This window comes from uncultured Campylobacter sp. (genome assembly GCF_938039205.1).
Classification (GTDB): domain Bacteria; phylum Campylobacterota; class Campylobacteria; order Campylobacterales; family Campylobacteraceae; genus Campylobacter_A.
The window spans coordinates 1-21,173 of sequence record NZ_CALHVM010000058.1; the positions used below are offsets into that span (position 1 = coordinate 1).

General features: G+C 47.8%; 24 protein-coding genes. 21 read left to right on the forward strand and 3 right to left on the reverse strand.

Features of this window, described 5'->3' with window-relative positions:
- From rpsB to Q0394_RS09045, 13 genes are all read left to right on the forward strand, one after another.
- The coding region (gene rpsB, locus Q0394_RS08985) for a 30S ribosomal protein S2 (RefSeq protein ID WP_298946958.1) at nucleotides 1-746 on the forward strand (746 nt) is incomplete at its 5' end.
- Nucleotides 746-1,810, forward strand: coding sequence for a translation elongation factor Ts (tsf, locus tag Q0394_RS08990; RefSeq protein WP_297940000.1), 1,065 nt, complete (start codon nucleotides 746-748; stop codon nucleotides 1,808-1,810). The genes rpsB and tsf, both read left to right, overlap by 1 nt.
- Nucleotides 1,811-1,814: 4 nt before the next feature.
- Nucleotides 1,815-2,471 (forward strand): ABC transporter ATP-binding protein, encoded by a 657-nt coding sequence (locus tag Q0394_RS08995; protein WP_298057567.1) that lies wholly within the window; start codon nucleotides 1,815-1,817, stop codon nucleotides 2,469-2,471.
- Between the two features lie 429 nt (nucleotides 2,472-2,900).
- Nucleotides 2,901-3,662 (forward strand): flagellar biosynthetic protein FliR, encoded by a 762-nt coding sequence (gene fliR, locus Q0394_RS09000; protein ID WP_298946962.1) that lies wholly within the window; start codon nucleotides 2,901-2,903, stop codon nucleotides 3,660-3,662.
- A 64-nt stretch (nucleotides 3,663-3,726) separates the two neighbouring features.
- Nucleotides 3,727-5,316: a saccharopine dehydrogenase gene (locus Q0394_RS09005; RefSeq protein WP_298789946.1), complete on the forward strand. Its 1,590-nt coding sequence runs from the start codon at nucleotides 3,727-3,729 to the stop codon at nucleotides 5,314-5,316.
- Complete coding sequence (gmk, locus tag Q0394_RS09010; RefSeq protein WP_298789944.1) at nucleotides 5,317-5,925, forward strand: guanylate kinase; 609 nt, start codon at nucleotides 5,317-5,319, stop codon at nucleotides 5,923-5,925.
- 40 nt (nucleotides 5,926-5,965) lie between these two features.
- Nucleotides 5,966-6,190, forward strand: a complete 225-nt coding sequence (locus Q0394_RS09015; protein WP_002952710.1) for a twin-arginine translocase TatA/TatE family subunit — start codon at nucleotides 5,966-5,968, stop codon at nucleotides 6,188-6,190.
- 9 nt (nucleotides 6,191-6,199) lie between these two features.
- On the forward strand, nucleotides 6,200-7,786 hold the full coding sequence (gene argS, locus Q0394_RS09020; protein ID WP_298946966.1) for an arginine--tRNA ligase: 1,587 nt from the start codon (nucleotides 6,200-6,202) through the stop codon (nucleotides 7,784-7,786).
- A gap of 68 nt (nucleotides 7,787-7,854) precedes the next feature.
- Nucleotides 7,855-8,214 (forward strand): VanZ family protein, encoded by a 360-nt coding sequence (locus Q0394_RS09025; protein WP_298947262.1) that lies wholly within the window; start codon nucleotides 7,855-7,857, stop codon nucleotides 8,212-8,214.
- 243 nt (nucleotides 8,215-8,457) lie between these two features.
- Nucleotides 8,458-9,327: a neutral zinc metallopeptidase gene (locus tag Q0394_RS09030; RefSeq protein WP_298946968.1), complete on the forward strand. Its 870-nt coding sequence runs from the start codon at nucleotides 8,458-8,460 to the stop codon at nucleotides 9,325-9,327.
- A gap of 212 nt (nucleotides 9,328-9,539) precedes the next feature.
- Nucleotides 9,540-9,878: a twin-arginine translocation signal domain-containing protein gene (locus Q0394_RS09035; RefSeq protein WP_298946969.1), complete on the forward strand. Its 339-nt coding sequence runs from the start codon at nucleotides 9,540-9,542 to the stop codon at nucleotides 9,876-9,878.
- A complete protein-coding gene (locus Q0394_RS09040; RefSeq protein WP_366115938.1) occupies nucleotides 9,829-10,476 on the forward strand; it encodes an aldo/keto reductase in 648 nt (215 codons plus the stop codon). The genes Q0394_RS09035 and Q0394_RS09040 overlap by 50 nt, the downstream gene beginning before the upstream one ends.
- A gap of 199 nt (nucleotides 10,477-10,675) precedes the next feature.
- Nucleotides 10,676-12,022: a hypothetical protein gene (locus tag Q0394_RS09045; RefSeq protein ID WP_298946971.1), complete on the forward strand. Its 1,347-nt coding sequence runs from the start codon at nucleotides 10,676-10,678 to the stop codon at nucleotides 12,020-12,022.
- A 260-nt stretch (nucleotides 12,023-12,282) separates the two neighbouring features.
- Here Q0394_RS09045 and Q0394_RS09050 read toward each other — a convergent pair whose 3' ends face one another.
- Nucleotides 12,283-13,110: an alpha/beta hydrolase gene (locus Q0394_RS09050; protein WP_298946977.1), complete on the reverse strand. Its 828-nt coding sequence runs from the start codon at nucleotides 13,108-13,110 to the stop codon at nucleotides 12,283-12,285.
- A gap of 608 nt (nucleotides 13,111-13,718) precedes the next feature.
- Here Q0394_RS09050 and Q0394_RS09055 point away from each other — a divergent pair.
- Nucleotides 13,719-13,865 carry a hypothetical protein gene (locus tag Q0394_RS09055; protein ID WP_298946979.1) on the forward strand — a complete coding sequence of 49 codons (147 nt, stop codon included), beginning with the start codon at nucleotides 13,719-13,721 and terminating at the stop codon, nucleotides 13,863-13,865.
- Between the two features lie 162 nt (nucleotides 13,866-14,027).
- Here the strand turns inward: Q0394_RS09055 and rsfS are convergent, their stop codons facing one another.
- Together rsfS and nadD are read right to left on the reverse strand one after the other, a co-directional pair.
- Nucleotides 14,028-14,354: a ribosome silencing factor gene (rsfS, locus tag Q0394_RS09060; protein WP_002952699.1), complete on the reverse strand. Its 327-nt coding sequence runs from the start codon at nucleotides 14,352-14,354 to the stop codon at nucleotides 14,028-14,030.
- Nucleotides 14,339-14,890, reverse strand: a complete 552-nt coding sequence (gene nadD / locus Q0394_RS09065) for a nicotinate (nicotinamide) nucleotide adenylyltransferase (protein ID WP_298946980.1) — start codon at nucleotides 14,888-14,890, stop codon at nucleotides 14,339-14,341. The genes rsfS and nadD overlap by 16 nt, the downstream gene beginning before the upstream one ends.
- A gap of 313 nt (nucleotides 14,891-15,203) precedes the next feature.
- Here nadD and gap point away from each other — a divergent pair, with 313 nt between their 5' ends.
- From gap to Q0394_RS09100, 7 genes are all read left to right on the forward strand, one after another.
- Nucleotides 15,204-16,199, forward strand: coding sequence for a type I glyceraldehyde-3-phosphate dehydrogenase (gene gap / locus Q0394_RS09070; protein ID WP_298946982.1), 996 nt, complete (start codon nucleotides 15,204-15,206; stop codon nucleotides 16,197-16,199).
- A gap of 16 nt (nucleotides 16,200-16,215) precedes the next feature.
- Nucleotides 16,216-17,418, forward strand: coding sequence for a phosphoglycerate kinase (locus tag Q0394_RS09075; protein WP_298946985.1), 1,203 nt, complete (start codon nucleotides 16,216-16,218; stop codon nucleotides 17,416-17,418).
- Nucleotides 17,415-18,113 (forward strand): triose-phosphate isomerase, encoded by a 699-nt coding sequence (locus Q0394_RS09080; RefSeq protein WP_298946992.1) that lies wholly within the window; start codon nucleotides 17,415-17,417, stop codon nucleotides 18,111-18,113. The genes Q0394_RS09075 and Q0394_RS09080 overlap by 4 nt, the downstream gene beginning before the upstream one ends.
- Nucleotides 18,114-18,378: 265 nt before the next feature.
- On the forward strand, nucleotides 18,379-19,197 hold the full coding sequence (gene fabI, locus Q0394_RS09085; RefSeq protein ID WP_298946994.1) for an enoyl-ACP reductase FabI: 819 nt from the start codon (nucleotides 18,379-18,381) through the stop codon (nucleotides 19,195-19,197).
- A gap of 209 nt (nucleotides 19,198-19,406) precedes the next feature.
- Complete coding sequence (locus Q0394_RS09090) at nucleotides 19,407-19,745, forward strand: DUF2625 family protein (RefSeq protein WP_298946997.1); 339 nt, start codon at nucleotides 19,407-19,409, stop codon at nucleotides 19,743-19,745.
- The gene (locus tag Q0394_RS09095) at nucleotides 19,714-19,896 is read left to right on the forward strand and encodes a DUF2625 family protein (RefSeq protein ID WP_298947000.1); all 183 of its coding nucleotides are present in this window, start codon (nucleotides 19,714-19,716) and stop codon (nucleotides 19,894-19,896) included. The genes Q0394_RS09090 and Q0394_RS09095 overlap by 32 nt, the downstream gene beginning before the upstream one ends.
- A 193-nt stretch (nucleotides 19,897-20,089) precedes the next feature.
- Nucleotides 20,090-21,115, forward strand: coding sequence for an NADH:flavin oxidoreductase/NADH oxidase (locus tag Q0394_RS09100; RefSeq protein WP_298947001.1), 1,026 nt, complete (start codon nucleotides 20,090-20,092; stop codon nucleotides 21,113-21,115).
- The last annotated feature ends 58 nt before the right edge of the window (nucleotides 21,116-21,173 follow it).

The window sequence follows — 21,173 nt, forward strand, 5'->3', positions numbered from 1 at the left end:
GCAGATGGAATCCGAAGATGAAAAAATTCATTTTCGGCGAGAGAAAAGGTATCTATATCATAGATCTACAAAAAACTATCCGCTACTTCCGCTACACTTATAATGTCGTTCGCGACGCGGCTGCAGAGGGTAAAACTATACTTTTCGTAGGTACTAAAAAGCAAGCTGGCGCAACTCTAAAAGAGTATGCTGAAAAATGCGGCATGCCGTACGTAAATCACCGCTGGCTAGGCGGCATGATGACAAACTTCGGCACTATCCGCCAATCTATCCGCAAACTCGAAGTAATCGAGGCTATGGAAGAAGACGGCTCTATAAATTTACTAACTAAAAAAGAAGCGCTAATGCTTCGCCGCAAAAAAGAGAAGCTTCTAGCGTCTCTAGGCGGTATCAGAAACCTAAAAACCGTGCCTGATATGATTTTCGTCATCGACACGGTAAAAGAAAAAATCGCCGTCCAAGAGGCTAACCGCCTAAAAATCCCTGTCGTAGCTCCGATCGATACAAACTGCGATCCTGACGTTATCGACTTCCCGATCCCTGGCAACGACGACGCGATCCGCTCGGTTCAGCTTTTCTGCCAAGAGATGGCCGAGGCTATCATCGAGGGACGCTCTCAGCTTGAAAAAGACGGCGGCGAGCAAGAAGAAGGCAAAGAGGCTGTAAGTCAAGCCGAAAAAGACGCAGTCGTAAACGAGGCTGCGAGCGAAGACTTCTCAGAGGACTTCAGCGAGGACGAAGAGTAATGGAAATCAGCGCACAAATGGTAAAAGAGCTCCGCGAATCAACCGGAGCGGGAATGATGGACTGCAAAAAGGCGCTAGCCGAAGCTAACGGCGACATGGAAAAAGCCGTTGATATATTGCGCGAAAAAGGTCTAGGTCAGGCCGCTAAAAAGGCTGACCGCCTAGCTAGCGAGGGTCTTGTGAGCGTTGTTGTTTGCGATCACTGCAAAACCGCGACTATCAGCGAGATAAACTCTGAGACTGATTTCGTCGCTAAAAACGCTCAGTTTCAAAATTTGACAAAAGACACTACGGCGCACATCCAAACAAATTTGATAAAAGACGTCGAGAGCCTAAACGCAAGCGTTATCAACGGCGTTAAATTTGAGGATTATTTTAAAACCCAGATCGCTACTATCGGCGAAAATTTGGTCGTTCGCCGCTTTGAGACTATAAAAGCGGACGACAAAGGCGTAGTAAACGGCTATGTGCACTCAAACGGCCGCGTAGGCGTACTGATCGGCCTAGCTTGCGAAAGCGCTGAAATCGCAAACAAAGCGGCTGAATTTGCAAGAAATTTGTGCATGCACGCAGCTGCTATGAAACCAAGCGTAATCAGCTATAAAGACCTTGATAAAGATTTTGTCGAGAAGGAATTTATCGCACTTCGTGCTGAGCTCGAAAAAGACAATGAAGAGCTAAAACGCCTAGGCAAGCCGCTTCATCACATCCCAGAGTATGCTAGCCGCTGCCAAATAGGCGATGCAGAGCTTGCTAAAGCTACGAAAGCCATCGAAGAAGAGCTAAAAGCTGAAGGTAAACCCGAGAAAATTTGGGATAAAATCATCCCTGGCAAGATCGAGAGATTTTACGCCGACAACACCGTTTTAGATCAGCGCCTTACGCTGCTTGGACAGTTTTACGTAATGGACGATAAAAAAACTATTGAGCAAGTCGTTGAAGAAAAAGGCAAAGAGCTAGGCGGCAAGATCGAAGTAGTAAAATACGTTCGCTTCGAGCTTGGTGAAGGCTTAGAGAAGAAAAACGAAGACTTTGCGGCCGAGGTTGCGGCGCAAATAGGCTAAATTTATGGAAATCTTAAAGGGCGTAAATCTAGGCTTTGCGTATGATTATACGCTCTTTGAGAATGTAAATTTAAGCGTCAATGCCGGCGGCAGCTGCGCTATAACGGGCGTTAGCGGCTGCGGCAAATCAACCATACTCCATATACTTTCTACTCTTTTACGACCCAAAAACGGCGAAGTTATCTACGGCGGCAAGTCGCTTTACGACTTACCTGCAAACGAGCTTTTACGCATTCGTAGATTTGATTTTGGTATTATTTTCCAGGCGCACTATCTTTTTAAAGGCTTTAGCGCGCACGAAAATATCGAGCTAGCCTCCGTTTTATCCGCGCAAAAGATCGACGATGAAATTTTGGCAAATTTAAAAATAGACGGCGTAATGAACCAAAAAGTAGGCGAGCTAAGCGGCGGGCAGCAGCAACGCGTCTCGATCGCTAGAGTGCTTTGCAAAAAACCTCGCGTGATATTTGCGGACGAGCCGACGGGAAATTTAGACAAGCAGACCGCAAACGAAGTGATGCAAACGCTGTTTAACTACATCAAAGCAAACGATGCGGCGCTGGTTTTGGTCACTCACGACAACGAGCTTGCGCAAAAATGCGACGAGGTTTATCGCCTCGAAGACAAAAAATTCTCTTTAATTTCTCCCGAAGCTATTTGAATATTTTTGCAGCAACGATTTGCCAAATTTATGGCTTAAAATTTAAGCTCAAATTTGTGAGCTATTTTTAAGTCAAATTTATCGTAAGAGGTTTTGTGTTCGCAAGACATAGCGACTTGTTAAAATTGCCGCGACAAGCCTAATTTCGACTTCGGCAACCGACAAAACATAAAAACGAACGCCTACAGCTTGCCGTGCCGCAAAACTAAAATTTAACCCAAAAACAAAAATTTAAAGCGGTCGATAAATTTAAACCGCCTGAATTTTAAAATGGGCAACTGCGTGTATAATTTTAGCGCTCAAAGCAGCATTTACCGCGCCTAATCTAGCTAAAATTTCCGCACGTTTTCATTTGGCTTTTAAATTTACCGAATTTTCAAGGATTTAACCCTAAAATAACGGCATTTAAATTTAAAACGAAAGAGTCAGGTGGAGCTAGTCGAGTTTTTTGCGCCCGAGCGCGTCATCACTTTTATGTTGCTGTTTGCGCGTATAGGCGGGCTGATGCTGTTTTTCCCGTTTTACGGGCATGAGCAGATCCCTATGAGCGTCAAGACTGCGTTTTCGTTTCTGCTAACGCTATTTTTATTTCCGCTTGCCAGTATCAAAAGTGGCGAGATTTACTATCTAGCCGTAGATATCGTGAGCGAGGCGGCGCTGGGAGTTTGCGCAGGACTGCTGCTTCACATCGTTTTTGCCAGTTTGCAGTTAGCTGGCGAGCAGATATCGATGATCATGGGCTTTTCGATGGCTTCGGTGCTGGACCCACAGACCGGCCTTAGCTCGCCAGTTATCTCAAATATCATAAATTTCCTCGCTCTTATGACTTTTTTGGCCTTTGACGGGCATCATCTTATCCTGCTTTTTATCTCAAATTCGCTTACGCACGTTCCGTTAGGCGGCTTTTACCCGAGTCCCGATATAGTGCAGTACGCCTCAAAGTCCATGATAAATTTATTTACTTTTGGATTTATCATTTCCTTCCCGATTTTGGCGCTTTCGCTGCTTTCTGATTTGATTTTCGGTATGTTGATGAAGACGATGCCGCAGTTTAACCTACTGGTCGTTGGCTATCCGATCAAGATCACGATTGGCTTTGCCGTGCTGATCGCTATACTAGCGGGCATGATGGAGCTTTTTAGGCAGCTCGTGCTTCGCGTTATCAACGATCTTCCGTCGCTATTTTTCTAAAACTAAGCTTGAAGTAATGGAAAATGTTTTAAAATACGTTTTTTAGGTATAAAAAGGAGAATTCGTGAAAATCGTTCTTGTAAACGCCAATCCCGCAGTATCGCGCTTGGCGACGCTGGCTCTTAGCAAAATGGGTTACGAATACGTCGAGATCGGCGACGCCAGCGAGCTTAGCGGCGTTTTTGACGTGCTTATCTTGGATAGCGATATCGACGTAAAAGAGATGAACCTAAAAGAATTCGCAAATAAAATTTTATACCTTTCTTCTAAAAATTCTCCGACCTTTGAAAATGCCGACAGGATACTGCCAAAGCCGTTTTTGCCGACGGAATTTATCACTATCGTGGAGGATCTGGCGAGTAAAACAAAGAGCGCCGAGCCTGCTGCTGCGGCAAAAGACGAAACCGACGAGATCTCAGTCAAAGGGTTTGAGTTTATGGACGATCCGGCCGAAGACGTCTTTGAAGACGAGATCATGGAGCTGGATCCGGGCGAGCTTAGGCTAGACGACGAGTTTGACGATATTTCGCAAGCGGCGTCTGGTAAAGATAGCGCCTTTGACGAGTTAAACGAGATCGTAAAGGCTATCGACGATATGGATGAGCTAAGCGAAAAGCTCGAAGGCAATGAGCTGGATTTAGACGATGCGGACGATGAGCCGACGGAGTTTGATGAGTTTGAAATCGCTGCAAAAGACGATAAATTTGACGATCTTTCTGCGGATATAGATGCGCCGGATGAGCTTCTTGGTGGCAAATTGGAGATGGCCGACGAGCCTGAACTCGGCACGGCAGAGCTTGTTGTAGATGGCGAAGACAAGCATGAAGAGATTGATGATAAATTTGAGCTTGATTTTGACGGTAGTATCGAGGATATCAAGCATCAAATCGACGAAATAGACAAGATGGACGAGCTGTCAGAAAATTTGGATACAGACGATGAGCCTTTGGATGCTAAATTTGAAACGGCGGACGAGCCTGATATGGCCAAGTTTGTCGATATGGATAGTGCGGACGAGCGTGAAGCTCTGCAAAGCCTTGAACAAGCGGAAGATGACGATAAATTTGCAATAGAAGAAGCTGAGGAGCAAGAGGATATCTTTGCCGATATGGATATGAAATCCGACGAGCCCGACGAGCAAGAGGTGCAGGTCAAAAATAGCGCCTTGGGCGATGAGTTTTTGCTAGACGATATGGACTTAGCGGGCGAGGAAGAGAAAGAGGATTTTGAGAGCGAAGCAAATTTGACGCAAGATGTTTTAGATGACGAGCTTGCGGATGATATTTTTGCCGCAGACGATCAAAGCGAGACGGAAATAAATCTCGAGCAAGACGCACAAGAAATCAGTGAGTCCGAAGCCATGCAAAACGAGCCTGAAATAGAGCCGCAGATTGATCCGAGCGAGTATGGCGACATCGAGCAAATCAGCGAAAAAGATATGGCTTTAGCGCTTAACGAGAGCGGATTTGAGAGCGGCGAAGCGGCGGATTTAGGCTTGCACAAATCTCAAACGGCCTCAAAAATAGACGAGCTTAAGGCTCAAATTTCAGACGCTGTGGCTAAAAATCTAGAAAATTCGCTGCAAGACGGCGAGCTCCGAGAGGCTCTAAAAAATCTCAACATAAAAATCAATATAAGCTTTGAGGAAAAGTAGTTGAAGGGGCAAATTTTAATTATCTCCGGCCCCAGCGGTAGCGGAAAAAGCACACTTTTAAACCGTCTTTTAAAAGAGGAAAACGATCTTTATTTTTCGATATCAAGCACAACAAGAGTGCCGAGGCAGGGCGAGACCGATGGCGTGAATTATTATTTTACAAGCGAAGACGAGTTTAAAAAAGGTATAGACGCGGATGAGTTTTTGGAGTGGGCGTGCGTGCACGGCAACTACTACGGCACATCGCTAAAGCCCGTTTTAAACGCGCTTGAAGAGGGCAAAATTGCCATTTTTGATATCGACGTGCAGGGTTTTAATATCGCAAAATCAAAATTTGCCCAAAATATTACCTCCGTTTTTATCACGACAGCTAGCAAAAACGAGCTAAAATCAAGGTTGCAAAATCGCGGCACCGATAGCGCGGAAACCATCGAAAAACGGCTGATAAATGCGGTCGGCGAGATGGAGCATATCTTAGAGTACGATTATTTTTTGATAAACGACGACTTGCAAAACTGCTATGAAAATTTGCGCGGGATTTTGCGCTCGATGCGCCTAAAAACGTCAAATTTAGACGCAAAAGAGATTATTAACAAATGGAATAATTGATAAAATTATGCTAATATAACGAAAATTAAAAGGAGAAAAAATGGGTCCAAGCGTCCAACAATTGCTTATTATTTTACTTATCGTGGTCTTGCTTTTTGGAGCGAAAAAGATCCCTGAGCTCGCAAAAGGCCTAGGTAAGGGAATAAAGAGCTTCAAATCAGAAATGGAAGATGATAAAAAAGCCGAGAACGTAGAAAAAGTAGAAGAGAAAAAAGAAGAAACCGCAACCGCCGCAAAGACTGAAGATACGGCTAAAAACGCGTAAGGAAAGGCGTTGAAAAAAAGCGTAATAAACGAAATAAAAGGCGTCGTGGACTTTGACTTTGCGCTGGAGAAGCCAAAAGATAAGGGCTTGGCGCACTACGCGATGCCTACTTTTAGTTTGGCAAAACAGCTCAAAAAATCCCCCGTAGCAATAGCCGCCGAGCTAGCGTCTAAATTTGAAAATAGCGAAGTTTTCGAGGCAACGGCGCTAAACGGCTATATAAATTTTAAACTAAAGCCTGCATTTTTGGATAAATTTGCCTCGGCTAGCCTTGCAAATCCGAGCGAGTTTGCAAAAGGCGGCGGAACTAGCGGCGAGAAAATTTTGCTCGAGTACGTCAGCGCAAACCCGACTGGTCCGCTTCACATCGGGCATGTTAGGGGTGCGGTTTTCGGCGATACGTTAGCTCGCGTCGGGCTTCATATCGGCGAAAATATCTCGACTGAATACTACATCAACGACGCAGGCAATCAAATCGAGCTTCTAGGAACGTCCATATCGCTTTGGGCGCGCGAAAATTTATTCGGCGAGAGAGTGGCGTATCCGGAGAAATTTTACCGCGGCGACTACATAGAGCCTATCGCAAAAGAAGCGCTAGAGAAATTCGGCAAAGAGATATTTTACGACGAGAGCCGAAATCTAGAACTCGCCGAGTTTGGCAAGGATAGGGTGCTGGTTTTGATCAAGCAAAATTTAGCCGACGCGCAAATTTTCATCGAAAACTGGGCCAGCGAAAAGAGCTACTATGACAAGCTCCCTCTCACGCTAGAACGCCTAAAAAGCGAGAACGGCATATACGAGAGCGAGGGTAAAATCTGGCTAAAATCAAGCGAAGTCGGCGACGAAAAAGACCGTGTCATCGTGCGCGAGGACGGTCGCGGCACCTATCTAGCCGGCGACGTGGTATATCACGACGATAAATTTAGGCGCGGATTTGACCGCTGCATCAACATCTGGGGCGCCGACCACCACGGCTACATCGCACGTATGAAGGCGGCGCTGCATCTGCTTGGATACGACGAAAACCGCCTTGAAATCATACTTTCGCAGATGGTGAGCCTGCTAAAAGATGGCGAAGCCTACAAGATGAGCAAGCGCGCGGGCAACGTCGTGCTGATGAGCGACGTGGTCGAGGAGATCGGCTACGAGGCGCTTAGATTTATATTCCTTAGCAAGCGCTGCGACACGCATCTGGAGTTTGACGTGGATGAACTAAAGCGCGAGGATAGCTCAAACCCGATATTTTATATCAATTACGCGCACGCCAGGATCAATCAAATCTTCGCAAAAGCGGGCAAAAACGTCGCCGATGTCGCGAGCGTTAAATTTGCAAATTTGAACGAAGACGGCAAGAATTTGCTATTTGAGGCGCTCACGCTAAACGATATCTTAGTCGATAGTTTTAACACGCGCGCGGTAAATAAAATTTGCGACTACCTAAAGAGCTTGGCGGCGAATTTTCATAAATTTTACAACGAAAATCGCGTCGTAGGCAGCGAAAACGAAGACGAGCTTTTAAAGCTTTTCGCCGTCGTCGCACTCTCGATAAAAACGGCTCTAGGTCTAATTGGTATCGCTGCAAAAGATAAGATGTAAGAGTTAAATTTAATAAATTTAGAAGCGCTAACCGGCGCTTCTTGTTTAAAAACAACCCCTTAAAATCCATGAATCTTTCCAAAATTTCCGCCGCACTTTTCTTTATATTTTTGATATCGATAGAGTACCTAGCCCTCACGCCAGCGCAGATAAAACTCGTCGAAAACAGCTGGGATAAAGCAAATCACTTCATTGCATTCGCCGCGCTTTACGTTACTTTGCATTTTGGCTTTTGTAGGCTAAATTTGGGTGCAAAGTTTGCTATTTTGCTAGCATACGGTATCCAGATAGAGATCATGCAGTCGTTTGTGCCAAATCGCTATTTTAGCCTACTAGATATCGTCGCAGACGGCATCGGTATAGTTTTTGGGATCTTGCTGTCAAGAATTTTGGGGCGAATTTTGGATCGGTTTAGAGCTAGATTTTAAATTTAAAACTTCAAATTTGACGGCTCGGCTATGTGGGCTTATTTTGCGCCGTGCCGTTTTGCTTTGTTTAAACTCAACTTTTACCATCAAATTTACCGCGTCAAATTTGAGCGAAATGGCGGGCTAAAGCGATAAATTTATAAATAGTCGCTAAAATATGCCCTAAATTTAGCACCAAGTGACAAGAAAACAGCGCAACCCGCGGCTAAATTTAAGAAAAAATCCAAAACGAAAGAGTAAAAAATGAGATGGCAAGACAGCAGACGAAGCGACAACGTCGAGGATAGACGGCAAAACAGCGTAAACAGCATGGGGTCGCTGGGCGCACTCATACCGATTATCAGATTTTTGCTGGGCTCAAACATTGGCCGCGTGGTGCTAGTTATCGGCGCGGTCGCGTATTTTATGGGCTTTAACCCTCTCGCGCTACTTGATGGCGGTGGCGCGGGCACTCAAAGGGCGGCGCTAGATAGCCCGCAGGAGAAAGAAAAGGTTTCCTTTGTTTCAGCCGTGCTGGCGCAGACCGAGGACGTGTGGAGTAAGGTGTTTAAGGCGGGCGGCGCGCAGTACAAAGAGCCTAGCTTAGTGCTTTTTAGAGACGGCGTTTCTAGTGCGTGCGGCACGGCTAGCTCGCAGATGGGGCCTTTTTACTGCCCCGCGGATAAAAAAGTCTATCTTGATCTTAGCTTTTTTGACGAGCTAGAGGCCAAATACAAGGCCGCGGGCGACTTCGCGCAGGCATACGTGATCGCCCACGAGATCGGGCATCACGTGCAAAATTTACTAGGCACGCTCGGTAAGGTAAACGAGCTAAAATCGCGCACGAAAAGCCCGGTAGAGCAAAATGCGCTGCAAGTCAAGGTCGAGCTGCAGGCCGACTGCTATGCGGGTGTCTGGGCGCACTACATGGGGCGCTACAAGGTGCTAGAAGACGGCGACATCGAGGAGGCGCTAAATGCCGCGAGCGCGATAGGCGACGATGCGCTACAGAAAAAATACCAAGGCCGCGTGACGCCAGACTCGTTCACGCACGGCTCGTCAAAGCAGCGTATGACGTGGTTTAAAAAGGGATTTGAGGGCGGACAGCCAAGCTCCTGCGCGTTTGAGATCTGAATTTGACTTTTTAGCCCTGGACTGCGTTTGGCGAGCGCGAAATTTCTACTCGGGCATATTTGGATAAATTTAAATGCGGCCTTTCGGATGTCGTTTGTCGCAAGTAAATTTTAGATTTCCGTGATTTTAAATAAATTTGGGCGCGGCGGTGCCTTTTGTTTTGCAAATTTAAATTTAGCCAAGCAATCGATAAAATCAAAAATGGAGCGAAAATGCAAAGAAGGGACTTCATAAAGGGCGCGGCGACCTGCGCGGCGGGTCTTGCCGCGGGAGTGAATTTGTTTGCCCAGCAGATCGGCGAGATCGGCGCGGCAAATTTGACGGACGGCGTAGATCTAAGCGGCGCGAAAAATCTCGGCGAAAAGTTTGCGGCTATGACGCCATACCTCACGCTAAATAATAGAATTTTGATGCCGATCATTGGACTTAGCGCAGCTAAATTTGATGGTTTGAAAGACAAAAACGCGCTGGGGGACGGCTCTTGGGCTAGGCTACCGCCTGATCGATACGGACGGGGGCGAGGAGGGCGCAGCTGTTGCATTTGCGGCTAGCAGCTTAGAGCGCGGACAGCTATTTATCCAAAGCGCGCTCGGTGCTCAAAACGGCGATGAAAGCGGCATGATAAAAAGCTTTGAGCACTCGCTGAAAAAACTAAATACCGACTACGTTGATTTACTTTTGCTGCACGCAGGGGCGGGCGATGTTAGCCTTGCTTGGCACGTTTTACAGCGGCTTTACCGTGAGGGACTTGCGGCGTCGATCGGCATTTGCGATTACCCTGGAGAATTCGGGGCCGAAAATTTAGCCAAAATCGCGCAAGGCAGCGAAGTTAAACCCGCGGTTTATCAGACGCCTGCGCACTCCTATCTGCGGCGCTTTGTTGCGCACGGCAAGGTGACCGACCATGACGTGCAAGTGCAGCTGCTATATGAACCCGGCGAAGAGCTAAAAGAGCCTGCGCTTGCGCAAATCAGCGAAAAATACGGCAAAACGCGGTCACAAATCATCTTGCGCTGGCTCGTACAACACGGGGTTTGCGCGGTAGTAAACTCCGATAGCAAGGAGCGATTGCTTGAAAATATCGATATTTTCGGCTTTGAGCTCGCGGACGAGGACGCCGCACAGGTAGAAAAGCTCTGGCGGAGCTAGTAGGCGGACGAGGCTGGTTTTGCGCTCAAATTTGCGCGTCTTAAATTCGGCAAGCTTGGGTTGATGGCAAATTTGCTGATTAGCTGCGCTAAATTTGCTAGCTTTAGAGACGTTAAATTTAGCTTTAGCGGTCTTGGTTAAAATTTCGCGAATCGCAGCGAAAAAGCGGACAACAAACCTAAGGAAAATCAATGAAAACTTGGACTACGAGGCGCTTAAGGCGGAGTGGCAAAAAGAGTGGAATGAAAAGGGCGAGAAATATGCCAAGGCCGTAAACGATATGGTGGCGTTTGCGGAGGTTCACGGCTGGGACGCCTACAAGGGCGAAGATCTGGTCGATGAGCGCGAGGGTATGACGCAGCTTTGCGAGGCGGTTTTTGCGCTACTAAAGGAGGCTAATGAACGGGGCGAAACGGTGAAATTTAGAGCTGATTTTCCGCCCTCAAACATTATCTTTGAGGGGTGCGAGGATGAAGCGGGCAACGCTGGCGAAAAGGATAAAATAGGAGACAAGCTAGGCAATGTCGATCAAATTTGTGCTTTGCGCAGCGAGAACGTCCTTTTTATCGTCTCTCAAAGCGAGCCTGAAGGCTGGCGTAAGAAGCTATATCTGCTAGAAGGTGAGCACGTTAGCGTTATCGCAGAGGGCGTCATTACGGTGGGCAAATCCAAACGAAACGAAATTTACGCCCTTCTTAGGAGAGGCGAGATAGAGCTCATAAAAGGCTACGACGGCAAGGGTGGCGGCGAGCCTATCGCGAAATTTAGCCACGACGTGGAGCTGACATACGACGAGGCTGAAATTTTACCTTTCAACGACGGTAGCAAGGTGCTTTTGAGCTGCCACGACGGGATATTTTTGATCTCGCAAAGCGGCGCGAAGCTCATCCATCCGATCTATGAGGACGGGCAGCTCTACGAGGACGATGACGGCAACGCTGCACTCTATATCGACATGGCTAACGCGGCGCTATCAAACGACAACGCTCTCATCGTCGCCGGCGAGCAGTGCGACGATCACGTCCTGATGGATAGCGAGGGCGAGCGGCTCGGCAGCATCGGCGCGCAGAGCTCGTATCCGCACTTTTGTCTATTTAGCGCGGACGATACTCAGCTTATAGCGAACTCCTGCCACTTCTGCAACGGCGTCACGATCGGCGTGGACAGGGCGGCTCTAAAGCAAGGGGTGGATGTTGAGGCTTATTCGTATGACGAAGATGGCGAGAAAAATTTCACGCTGATCGACGATGCGATGAGGGTTTACGCGGGCGTAGCGACGCGGGACTTTTATATCCTCGGCGACGCATACGGCTACATAAAAGCAGTCGGCAAGGACGGGCGTAAAATTTGGCACCACTATCTGGGCGGTACGATAAAGTCTATGGCTCTAAGCGAGGACGGTAGCGTGCTTTTTGTGGGTACATACGGCGGCAGGCTACATAAACTACGCCTCGGCGCGGGCCAAGACAGCCACACGATCGGCAACGGCAACCACAAAGAGGAATTTAGACTGATCGCTTATGAGGATAAAATTTATCGGTGGTAAGAGACGCGCGGCATAGCGGCTCAAATTTTAACGTTTTTAAAATGCCGGTCTTGGCAAATAAAATGCGGAGCTAAGATTTGCAAAATTTGACTCAAATTTTAAATGCTAAAATTTAAAACAAATTTACTAAATTTGAATACAAAAAATATAAAACGAAGTATTTTTGCCGCGAGACCGCTAAAATTCGGCTCAAATTTACGAGTCGGTAAAAAGTGCGGCGACAAAATTTATAGACCTCGTCGCCGCAAATTTATCAGTTGTTACTCGCCGACCGTATCGGTGTCAAACGTGCCCTCAAGTATGCTTTTGATAAAAGAAACGGTCGCAAAGCGCGCGGCTGGCAAATTTATGAGCGTGTGCGGAGCATTAGGTAAGAGCAAAACTATCGCATTTTTCTTGTCGCCGTAGGCTGCGGCGCAGTTTCCGGTGGCGTTTTCGTTGCCCAGATAGCTATTTTTTTGAGAAAAATATTTATCCTGATCGCTTACTAAATTTAAAACCGGCGTATCGCTAAGCGCCGTTTTATGTTCTTTTACAAAGTAATTCTCCTCGCACGACCAAGAGTTTATAACCTTGCCCAAAAAGTCATTGCCCTCGTATCTGGCTACAGCCACCGCGCCTTCGCTGGTGCCGGCTAAAAATAGCTTGCTCGTATCCGCCCATTCAGTGTTTTTTAGCGCTTCCAAGGCGATTTTGATTTCGCTAGAGCGTAGCGAATGGACCTTTTCGTAAATCTCCTTATCTGCCGGAGATTTGTAGGTTATCCTGTTTTCTAGGGCCATGCTATCAAACATAAAGCTTGCTATGCCCTCTTTTGCTAGCCACTCTTGCCATTTGTCAAGGCCTATTTTGTTGTTGATACCAGATGAGCCGTGCAGGAAAACTACGACCGGCGCTTTGGCTTGCGTCTTTGGGGCATCTTTAAAAAGTCCGACGTAAATATCGCCGCCCGTGACATTTTTTGGAAGCGCGATTTGAGCCTGCGCTACGCCTTTTTGGGCTGACTCGCTCGTGTGCAAGTACGCGTCGCCCGCAAACAAATGCGCCGTAAAGAGCGCAACCAATAAAACAAAAGTTTTTCTAAACATAAGCATCCTTTATCTTGACTTTGGTTGATTATATAAAAAATAGATTTAAGGCAGGCTTTTAATTTATAAAATAATCGCTAAAAAAGTAGGGAAAACTCGCGGTAGTCGGCTTTTAAATTTCGGCGCTAAAACTGCCTTGACCGTAGCGCGCTAAAATCGGTTGCTTTTGCGTATTAAAAAGTTCAAATTTAGCTCCTTTTTGCCAGTTTTTGTAAAACCAAAGCGCAGTAAAACGCGTCTAATTCGTGTTTTGTACCCCGCTCACTATCGGCTCTGTGTTAAATTTTCGGGCGAAATTCAAGGTTGCAAAACCCATCTTGCCGGCTTTGGCGCCAAATTTGATCGCAAATTTTCCTTTTTGCTCGCCCTCTTAAAAGTTAAATTTCGCAAGATAATTTTTAATTTTATTTAGCTTTTGGATTTTTTCTGCTGGAGATTTTACGGTCAGGAGAAATTTAGCGTAGGTTTTTAGTTTTATTTTTGTTACGCCAGTTAAATTTGCGAGCTTTGCGCCGTCAAGCGATTAGGGTAAAATTTGACTCGATTTGTCACATCAAAAAGATAGTTGTCTGGGCACGTAAATTTGGATTTAAGAAATTTGGGAGTTTATGATAGAGGTGATCTTATTAAGCTCGTCCATAAACTATGAGCGGTCAAATTTAAATTCCAGTTCGTGCCGCCAGTCTTTGCAGTATGGGTTTGAAAAGTCGCTAAATTTGACGACGTCCGCTTCAAATTTGACTTTTTTAAAATAAAAGCAAAAGCCTGCGATGTCGGCTTTTGACTAAAATAATCAAGCACGCCGCTTGCAAGATCGGGCAAATCTTAGCGTTAAAACGGCGGCTTTGGTCAAATTTACCGTCCGCTTTGCGCTTTAGGCAAATTTGACGCTACTGGCGCGGCGAGCTAAATTTAGCTTAAGCTTTTACCTCTTTTAGCTTGCTTAAAAACTCTTCGATGTTGTATTTGGCGCGGTACTGCGCGCTCATGAGGTGGATGAGGATGTCGCCTAGATCGATCACGACCCAGTCGCCGGAGCTTTCTATGCCTAAAAACTGCTCGCCCTCGTCCTTTAGTCCCTCTTTTAGGTCGTCCGTTAGCGAGTAGGCGTGACGTTCGCCCATCGTGGTAGCGATGATGACGCATTTTGCGATGTATTCGCGCCCGCTCATGTCGATAGCCTCGATGGCTTCGGCCTTCTTGGCGTCTAGGATTTTGATGATTCGTTCTATTCTTTCTTGCATGTTTTTCCTTGGTAAAATTTCGCCGCCTCGTCCGCTATGCACGGTATCATCAGGCTTTTGTCCAAATTTTGCCTGATTTGCGATGACGAAACGGGCGCATTTATGCTTAAAATTTTAAAATTTTCAGGCACGACTACGTCGCCGCGGCTAGCTACGACGAAGGTCGCTAGCTTAAAGAGCTCGTCTATCTCGTGCCATTTATCTAGGCTTGCTAGATGATCGGCGCCGATGATGAGGTAAAGCTCGCTCATAGCGTAAATTTGCCGTATATGACGCACGCTTTCTATCGTCGGTACGGGACGATTTTGCGCGATCTCGTAGTCGCTCACGCAGACTTTTGTCAGCGCGCCCCAAGCCTCGTTCGCCCACTTTAGCCGAAGCAGCGGCGGAGCGGAAAACTCGCTCTTAAACGGGCTGATAAAAGTCGGCATGATGATGAGCTTGTCCGCGTCTAGCTGCTCTAACGCGGCTTTAACGGCGGCGTCGTGCCCGAGATGAGGCGGGTCGAAACTACCGCCAAAAAGCGCGATTTTCATAAATTTGCCTTTAAAATTTCGGTGCAGTTTAGCGAATTTGAAGTGAAAATTGGTTGAAAATCAAAAAATTCGCCGATAAAGCGCAAATTAAATGGAGATTTTGTAAAATTTGGGGATTTTTGGGCTCGCAAGGCTCGTTTTTTGGCAAGCAAGCAAGGGCCAAATTTGCAAAGGCGGGCTTTAGAGCGGCTTAAATTTACGCGCTCGGCATCGGTTGAGGCTGGTAAATTTAACGCGCAAAAGCTAAAAAGTATGAAAATAACCTTTCCGCGCGCCCTAAAGCGACCGGAAAATCTAGCACAAGGAGCTAAACATGGTAAAAATCGCGATCAACGGTTTTGGACGTATCGGCAGGTGCGCTGCTCGTATTATTTTAGAGCGAGACGACGTTGATCTTGTCGCTATCAACGACACGGCGACGCGCGACATGACGCGCTATCTGCTCAAATACGACAGCGTGCACGGCGAATTTAAGCAAGACGTTAAGGTGATAAGCGACGAATTTATAGAAGTAAACGGCAAAAAGATAAGAGTTTTTTCAACAAGAGATCTAAACGAGCTTAGCTACGCAGACTACGGCGCAGACGTGGTTTTGGAGTGTACGGGCAAGTTTTTAACCGCCGAAAAATGCGAGCCCTATCTAGCTCGCGGCGTCAAAAAAGTCGTCATGAGCGCTCCTGCAAAAGACGACACGGCGACCTTTGTAGTCGGCGTAAACGACGATAAATACGCAGGCGAAGCGATCGTCTCAAACGCAAGCTGCACGACAAACGGCCTAGCTCCCGTCGCAAAAGTACTAAACGATAAATTTGGCATCGTAAAAGGGCTCATGACCACGATCCACGCCTATACGAACGGCCAAAGCTTGGTTGACGTGAAGGCTAAAGACTTCCGCCGTTCGCGCGCTGCAGCCCTAAATATCGGGCCTACGACCACTGGAGCCGCCAAAGCTATCGCAAAAGTACTTCCTGAGCTAAACGGCAAGATGCACGGCCAAGCCGTCCGCGTACCGGTCGCGAACGTCTCGATGGTCGATCTAACGGCAGTTTTGAAAAGACCGGCTAGCAAAGAGGAGATAAACGAGGCGTTTAGAACGGCTGCGGAGTCAAATTTAAAGGGAATTTTGTTTGTCGATGACGATTATAGAGTTAGCAGCGACTTTTGCACGAGCGCATACAGCAGCATCGTAGCCAGCGACACTACGCAGGTCATCGCCGATGATATGGTGAAGGTCTTTGCGTGGTATGACAACGAGTGGGGCTACTCGACAAGACTCGTCGATCTAGCTAAGATCGTGGCTACGAAGTAAATTTAAAGGGTGAAAAATGAGTGAAATTTTATCGATCAACGATCTTGAGCTTAGCGGCGCGAAGGTATTTGTAAGGTGCGATTTTAACGTGCCGATGGACGAGTTTTTAAACATCACTGATGACCGCAGGATCCGCTCAGCGATCCCAACTATCCGCTACTGCCTAGATAACGGCTGCAGCGTGGTTTTAGCTAGTCACCTAGGACGACCGAAAAACGGCTTTGAGGAGAAATTTTCGCTACGAGGCGTGGCAAAGAGGCTTTCTAGGCTACTTGATAGAGACGTGATTTTTGCCGAGGACGTCATCGGAGCGGACGCCAAAACTAAAGCCGCCGCGCTAAAGCCTGGCGAAATTTTACTTCTTGAAAATTTGCGCTTTGAAAAAGGCGAAACCAAAAACGACGAGGCGCTAGCCGGCGAGCTCGCTAAATACGGCGAATTTTACATCAATGACGCGTTTGGCGTCTGCCACAGGGCGCACAGCTCGGTCGAGGCGATCACTAAATTTTACGACGAGAAACATAAAGCGGCGGGATTTTTACTGCAAAAAGAGATAAATTTCGCCCAAAATCTCATCAAACACCCTGCGCGTCCGTTCGTCGCGGTCGTTGGGGGTAGTAAGGTTAGCGGCAAGCTGCAGGCTCTACACAACCTGCTTCCGCGCGTGGATAAGCTGATAATCGGCGGCGGTATGGCGTTTACGTTTCTTAAATCGCTCGGCGAAAATATCGGAAACTCGCTACTCGAAGAAGATCTCTTGGGCGATGCGCGCGAAATTTTGCGCAAGGGCAGGGAGCTTGGCGTTAAAATTTACCTGCCGGTGGACGTCGTCGCGGCTCAGACCTTTTCGGCTGAAAGCGCTGTAAAATTCGTCCCAGCTCAAGAAATACCTAGCGGCTGGATGGGGCTAGATATCGGACCGGCATCGATTAGGCTCTTTAAAGAGGTCATCGCCGACGCGCAAACCATCTGGTGGAACGGGCCGATGGGGGTTTTTGAGATGGATAAATTTAGCAAGGGCAGCATCAAAATGAGCCACGCAATCATCGACACTCACGCGACTACCGTCGTTGGCGGCGGCGATACGGCCGACGTCGTAGAGCGCGCGGGAGACGCCGACGAGATGACCTTTATCTCAACAGGCGGCGGCGCGAGTCTGGAGCTTATCGAGGGTAAGGAGCTACCCGGCATAAAACCGCTTAGAAAGGCTGCGGAGTGAGGTTTTTAGCAAATTTAAAGTGCAATCACACAAGAGCGAGCTTTAAAGAGTACGCCCAAATTTTAGACGCAAATTTAAGCGCAAACGACGACGTGACGGTGTTTCCGCCCTTTAGCGCGCTTGATCTTGCGACTCATAAATTTAAACTCGGCGCTCAAAATTTCTACCCGTGCGAAAGCGGCGCTCACACAGGCGAGATCGGCAAGGCGATGCTGGACGAATTTGGCGTAAAAAGCGTGCTGATCGGACACTCCGAACGGCGAGAGCTTGGCGAGAGCGAGGATCTCTTGCGCGCTAAATTTGACTTCGCCGCAAAGGCGGGCTGGCAGATCATTTACTGCATCGGCGAAAATTTGAGCGTGAACGAAGCGGGTCGCACGAAGGAGTTTTTGGCTGAGCAGCTAAAAAATATCGACCTTGGCTACGAGCGGCTGCTGATCGCCTACGAGCCGATCTGGGCAATAGGCACGGGCAGGAGCGCGAGCGCGGAGCAGATCGAGGAGATTTTGAATTTTATCCGCGAGCAGACGAGCGCACCGCTACTTTATGGTGGCAGCGTCAATGCCGCAAATATCGGTGGGATCTCGGGGATTAAAAACTGCGATGGAGTACTAGTGGGTACGGCGAGCTGGGACGCGTCGAAGTTTTTAGAGCTTATACGCGTTGTCTCGCATCGCTATACTTCATTGTCTTAAAATTTTGCTCGGTCATTGCCTAATATGGTAACTCCCGTCGCAAAATTTTAAGCCGCCTAGTCTAGCTTCGCGATACTGCCGCTATCAAATTTGGTTTTAAATTTGAATTGCAAAAATTTTATGTCAAATTGCGTAGGATTTTGAGATGATTTTTGGGGCTTTTATTAAAATTTTGCGTAGGCTAGACGGATGGTCTGCCGAGCAAAATTTTAATAAAAGCGTCAAAAAGCGCTCAAAAGCCAAGCAAAAATAGAAAGGAGAAATAATGATTTTAAAAGGAAAAAAGGGCCTCATCGTCGGCGTCGCTAACGCCAAATCTATCGCTTACGGCATCGCCGAAGCTTGTCACGCGCAGGGTGCGCAGATGGCCTTTACCTACCTAAATGACGCGCTAAAAAAACGCGTAGAGCCGATCGCGGAGGAGTTTGGTAGTAAATTCGTCTACGAGCTAGACGTAAATAACCAAGCTCACCTAGACGGTCTTGCGGATCGTATCAAAGCAGACCTTGGCGAGATAGATTTCGTCGTGCATGCGGTAGCCTATGCGCCTAAAGAAGCGCTAGAGGGCGAGTTTGTAAACACTACAAAAGAAGCCTTTGATATCGCGATGGGTACGAGCGTGTATTCGCTGCTAAGCCTCACACGCGCGGTGCTTCCGGTGCTAAAAGAGGGCGGCTCGGTGCTTACGCTCACATATCTTGGCGGGCCGAAATTCGTGCCTCACTACAACGTCATGGGCGTCGCAAAAGCGGCTCTTGAAAGCTCAGTGCGCTACCTCGCTCACGATCTTGGCGCTAGAAATATCCGCGTAAATGCGATCTCTGCGGGCCCGATCAAAACGCTTGCGGCAAGCGGAATCGGCGACTTTAGGATGATTTTACGCTACAACGAAGTAAACAGCCCACTAAAACGCAACGTCACGACGCATGATGTCGGTAACAGTGCTATGTATCTGCTTAGCGACCTTGCTAGCGGTGTGACCGGCGAGGTGCACTACGTCGACTGCGGCTACAACATCATGGGCATGGGCGACGTGGCCACCGACGCCGAGGGTAACACGATCCTAGCTTGGGACGCAAAGTAATCTACTAATATAAATTTGGCGGGGCGACTCGCCAAATCCTTCTTTTAAATTTCATCAAATTTGACCCAAATGGCGCGCGATGAGGGCTTTAGGCGAGCTTATAGACACAAATGAGCCGGGGCCGGGCGCTAATAGAAGAGTGGCTAAAAGAGGCCAAAAATGGCTATGAGATTTTACCGCGTGACTAGGACAGGGCTCAAAGCGAGCTTTTGGGGCTTCAGGTCACTACACGCTCGCCGATGGGAGCGCTTGTTTATGGGTGCGGTGGCGTTGTGATAGAGAGCGGTTGGCTGCGCGTGCTTGGTTCTGGCTGCGAGCGGATAAATCGCGGAATTTACAGCTTTAATCTTGGCAAAAGCTTTAGTGAGTCTGGGCAGATGCCTAGCTATTTGCTCGTGGCAGACGATGTTTTGGGCGGATTTTTCGCGATAAACGGCGGCACATTTTGTGGCAAATCCGGCAACGTCTTTTACTATGCGCCAGATAGCGGCGACGCAGCTTGGCTACTCGCAGTTTTTGTACTGGGCGCTTTGCGGCGATATATCTAAATTTTACAAGCTTTACCGCTGGGATGGCTGGCGCGATGACGTGAGAAAATTTAGCCTTGATAGGGTGATGTTTGCCTTGCCGCCGATACTTTGGCAAGATGCTGACGTAAAACCAAGGCTAAAACAGATGAAAAAAACGGCATGGGCATAGACGAGTACTTTGCTTCTATTTTTAACGGCGGCAAGTAAATTCAAATTTGACGGGAACTAACATAATAGTTGATTTACGCTTTTGCTTTTACAATCTCATCCGCTTGCGGGTGGTCGCTAAAATTTGGCACTCAACTAAATAAATTTAAACAAATATCCTAAAATAACCGCAAATAATCTTTAAAGGATTTCTCATGCAAAGCTTGCTTTTTACGCCGCTAAAAATCGGCGATCTGCAGATCAAAAACCGCGTCGCCATGCCGCCGATGTGTATGTATAAGGCCAAAAACGAAAACGGCCAACCTAGGTGCTTTCACCGCTTGCACTACGCCGCTCGCGCGCTAGGAGGCGTCGGGCTCATCATCGTCGAAGCTACGGCGGTCGAGCCTAGAGGCAGGATCACGAGTCGCGATCTGGGGCTATGGAACGACGAACAGCAGGAGGCGCACGCCAGGCTCGTCAAGGAGTGTGTCAAATACGGCGCCACAATGGCCGTCCAGCTCGCGCACGCTGGCAGAAAAAGCGAGTGTGAGGATCTGATCGCACCTAGCGCGGTAAAATTTAGCGAGAGTTACAAAACGCCGAAACAAATGAGCGTAGAGGACATTGTCTCGGTCAAGCAAGCTTTCGTCGATGCCGCGATCAGAGCCGAGCGTGCAGGATACGCCGCGACCGAGATCCACGCCGCGCACGGCTATCTAATCAGCGAATTTCTCTCGCCTGAGATCAATCTACGAGACGACGAATACGGCGGGAGCTTCGAAAATCGTACGAGATATTTAAAAGAAATTTTAAGCGAGATAAAAGCCGCGGTGCAAATCCCCGTCGGCGTGCGCATAAGCGCGGATAGCTGGGTGAAGGGCGACTGGAGTCTAGAGGATAGCGTGCGGCTAGCAAAAGAGCTCGAGGCTTTGGGCGCGGCGTTTATCCACGTCTCGGCGGGCGGATTTTTTGAGCGCACGGATAGCGCGCCTGCGTTTACTCCGCTGTATCAGGCGAGCTACGCTAGGGCGGTAAAACAGGCGGTTGGCATACCCGTAATCGCGGTCGGGCTCATCACAAAGGCATCTGAGGGCGAGGCGCTGCTGTTAGGCGGCGTTTGCGACGCGGTAGCCTACGGTAGAGAGCTGCTGCGAAATCCAAATTTCGCGCAGGTTGCGATGAGTGAGCTAGGGTGCGCTGAACTGATAGAAAACTCATACAAAAGGGCGTTTAAGTAAATTTATAAGATCGCTCGGCGTAAATTTGAACTAATTGCGTCGGCTAAATTTTGAGTAA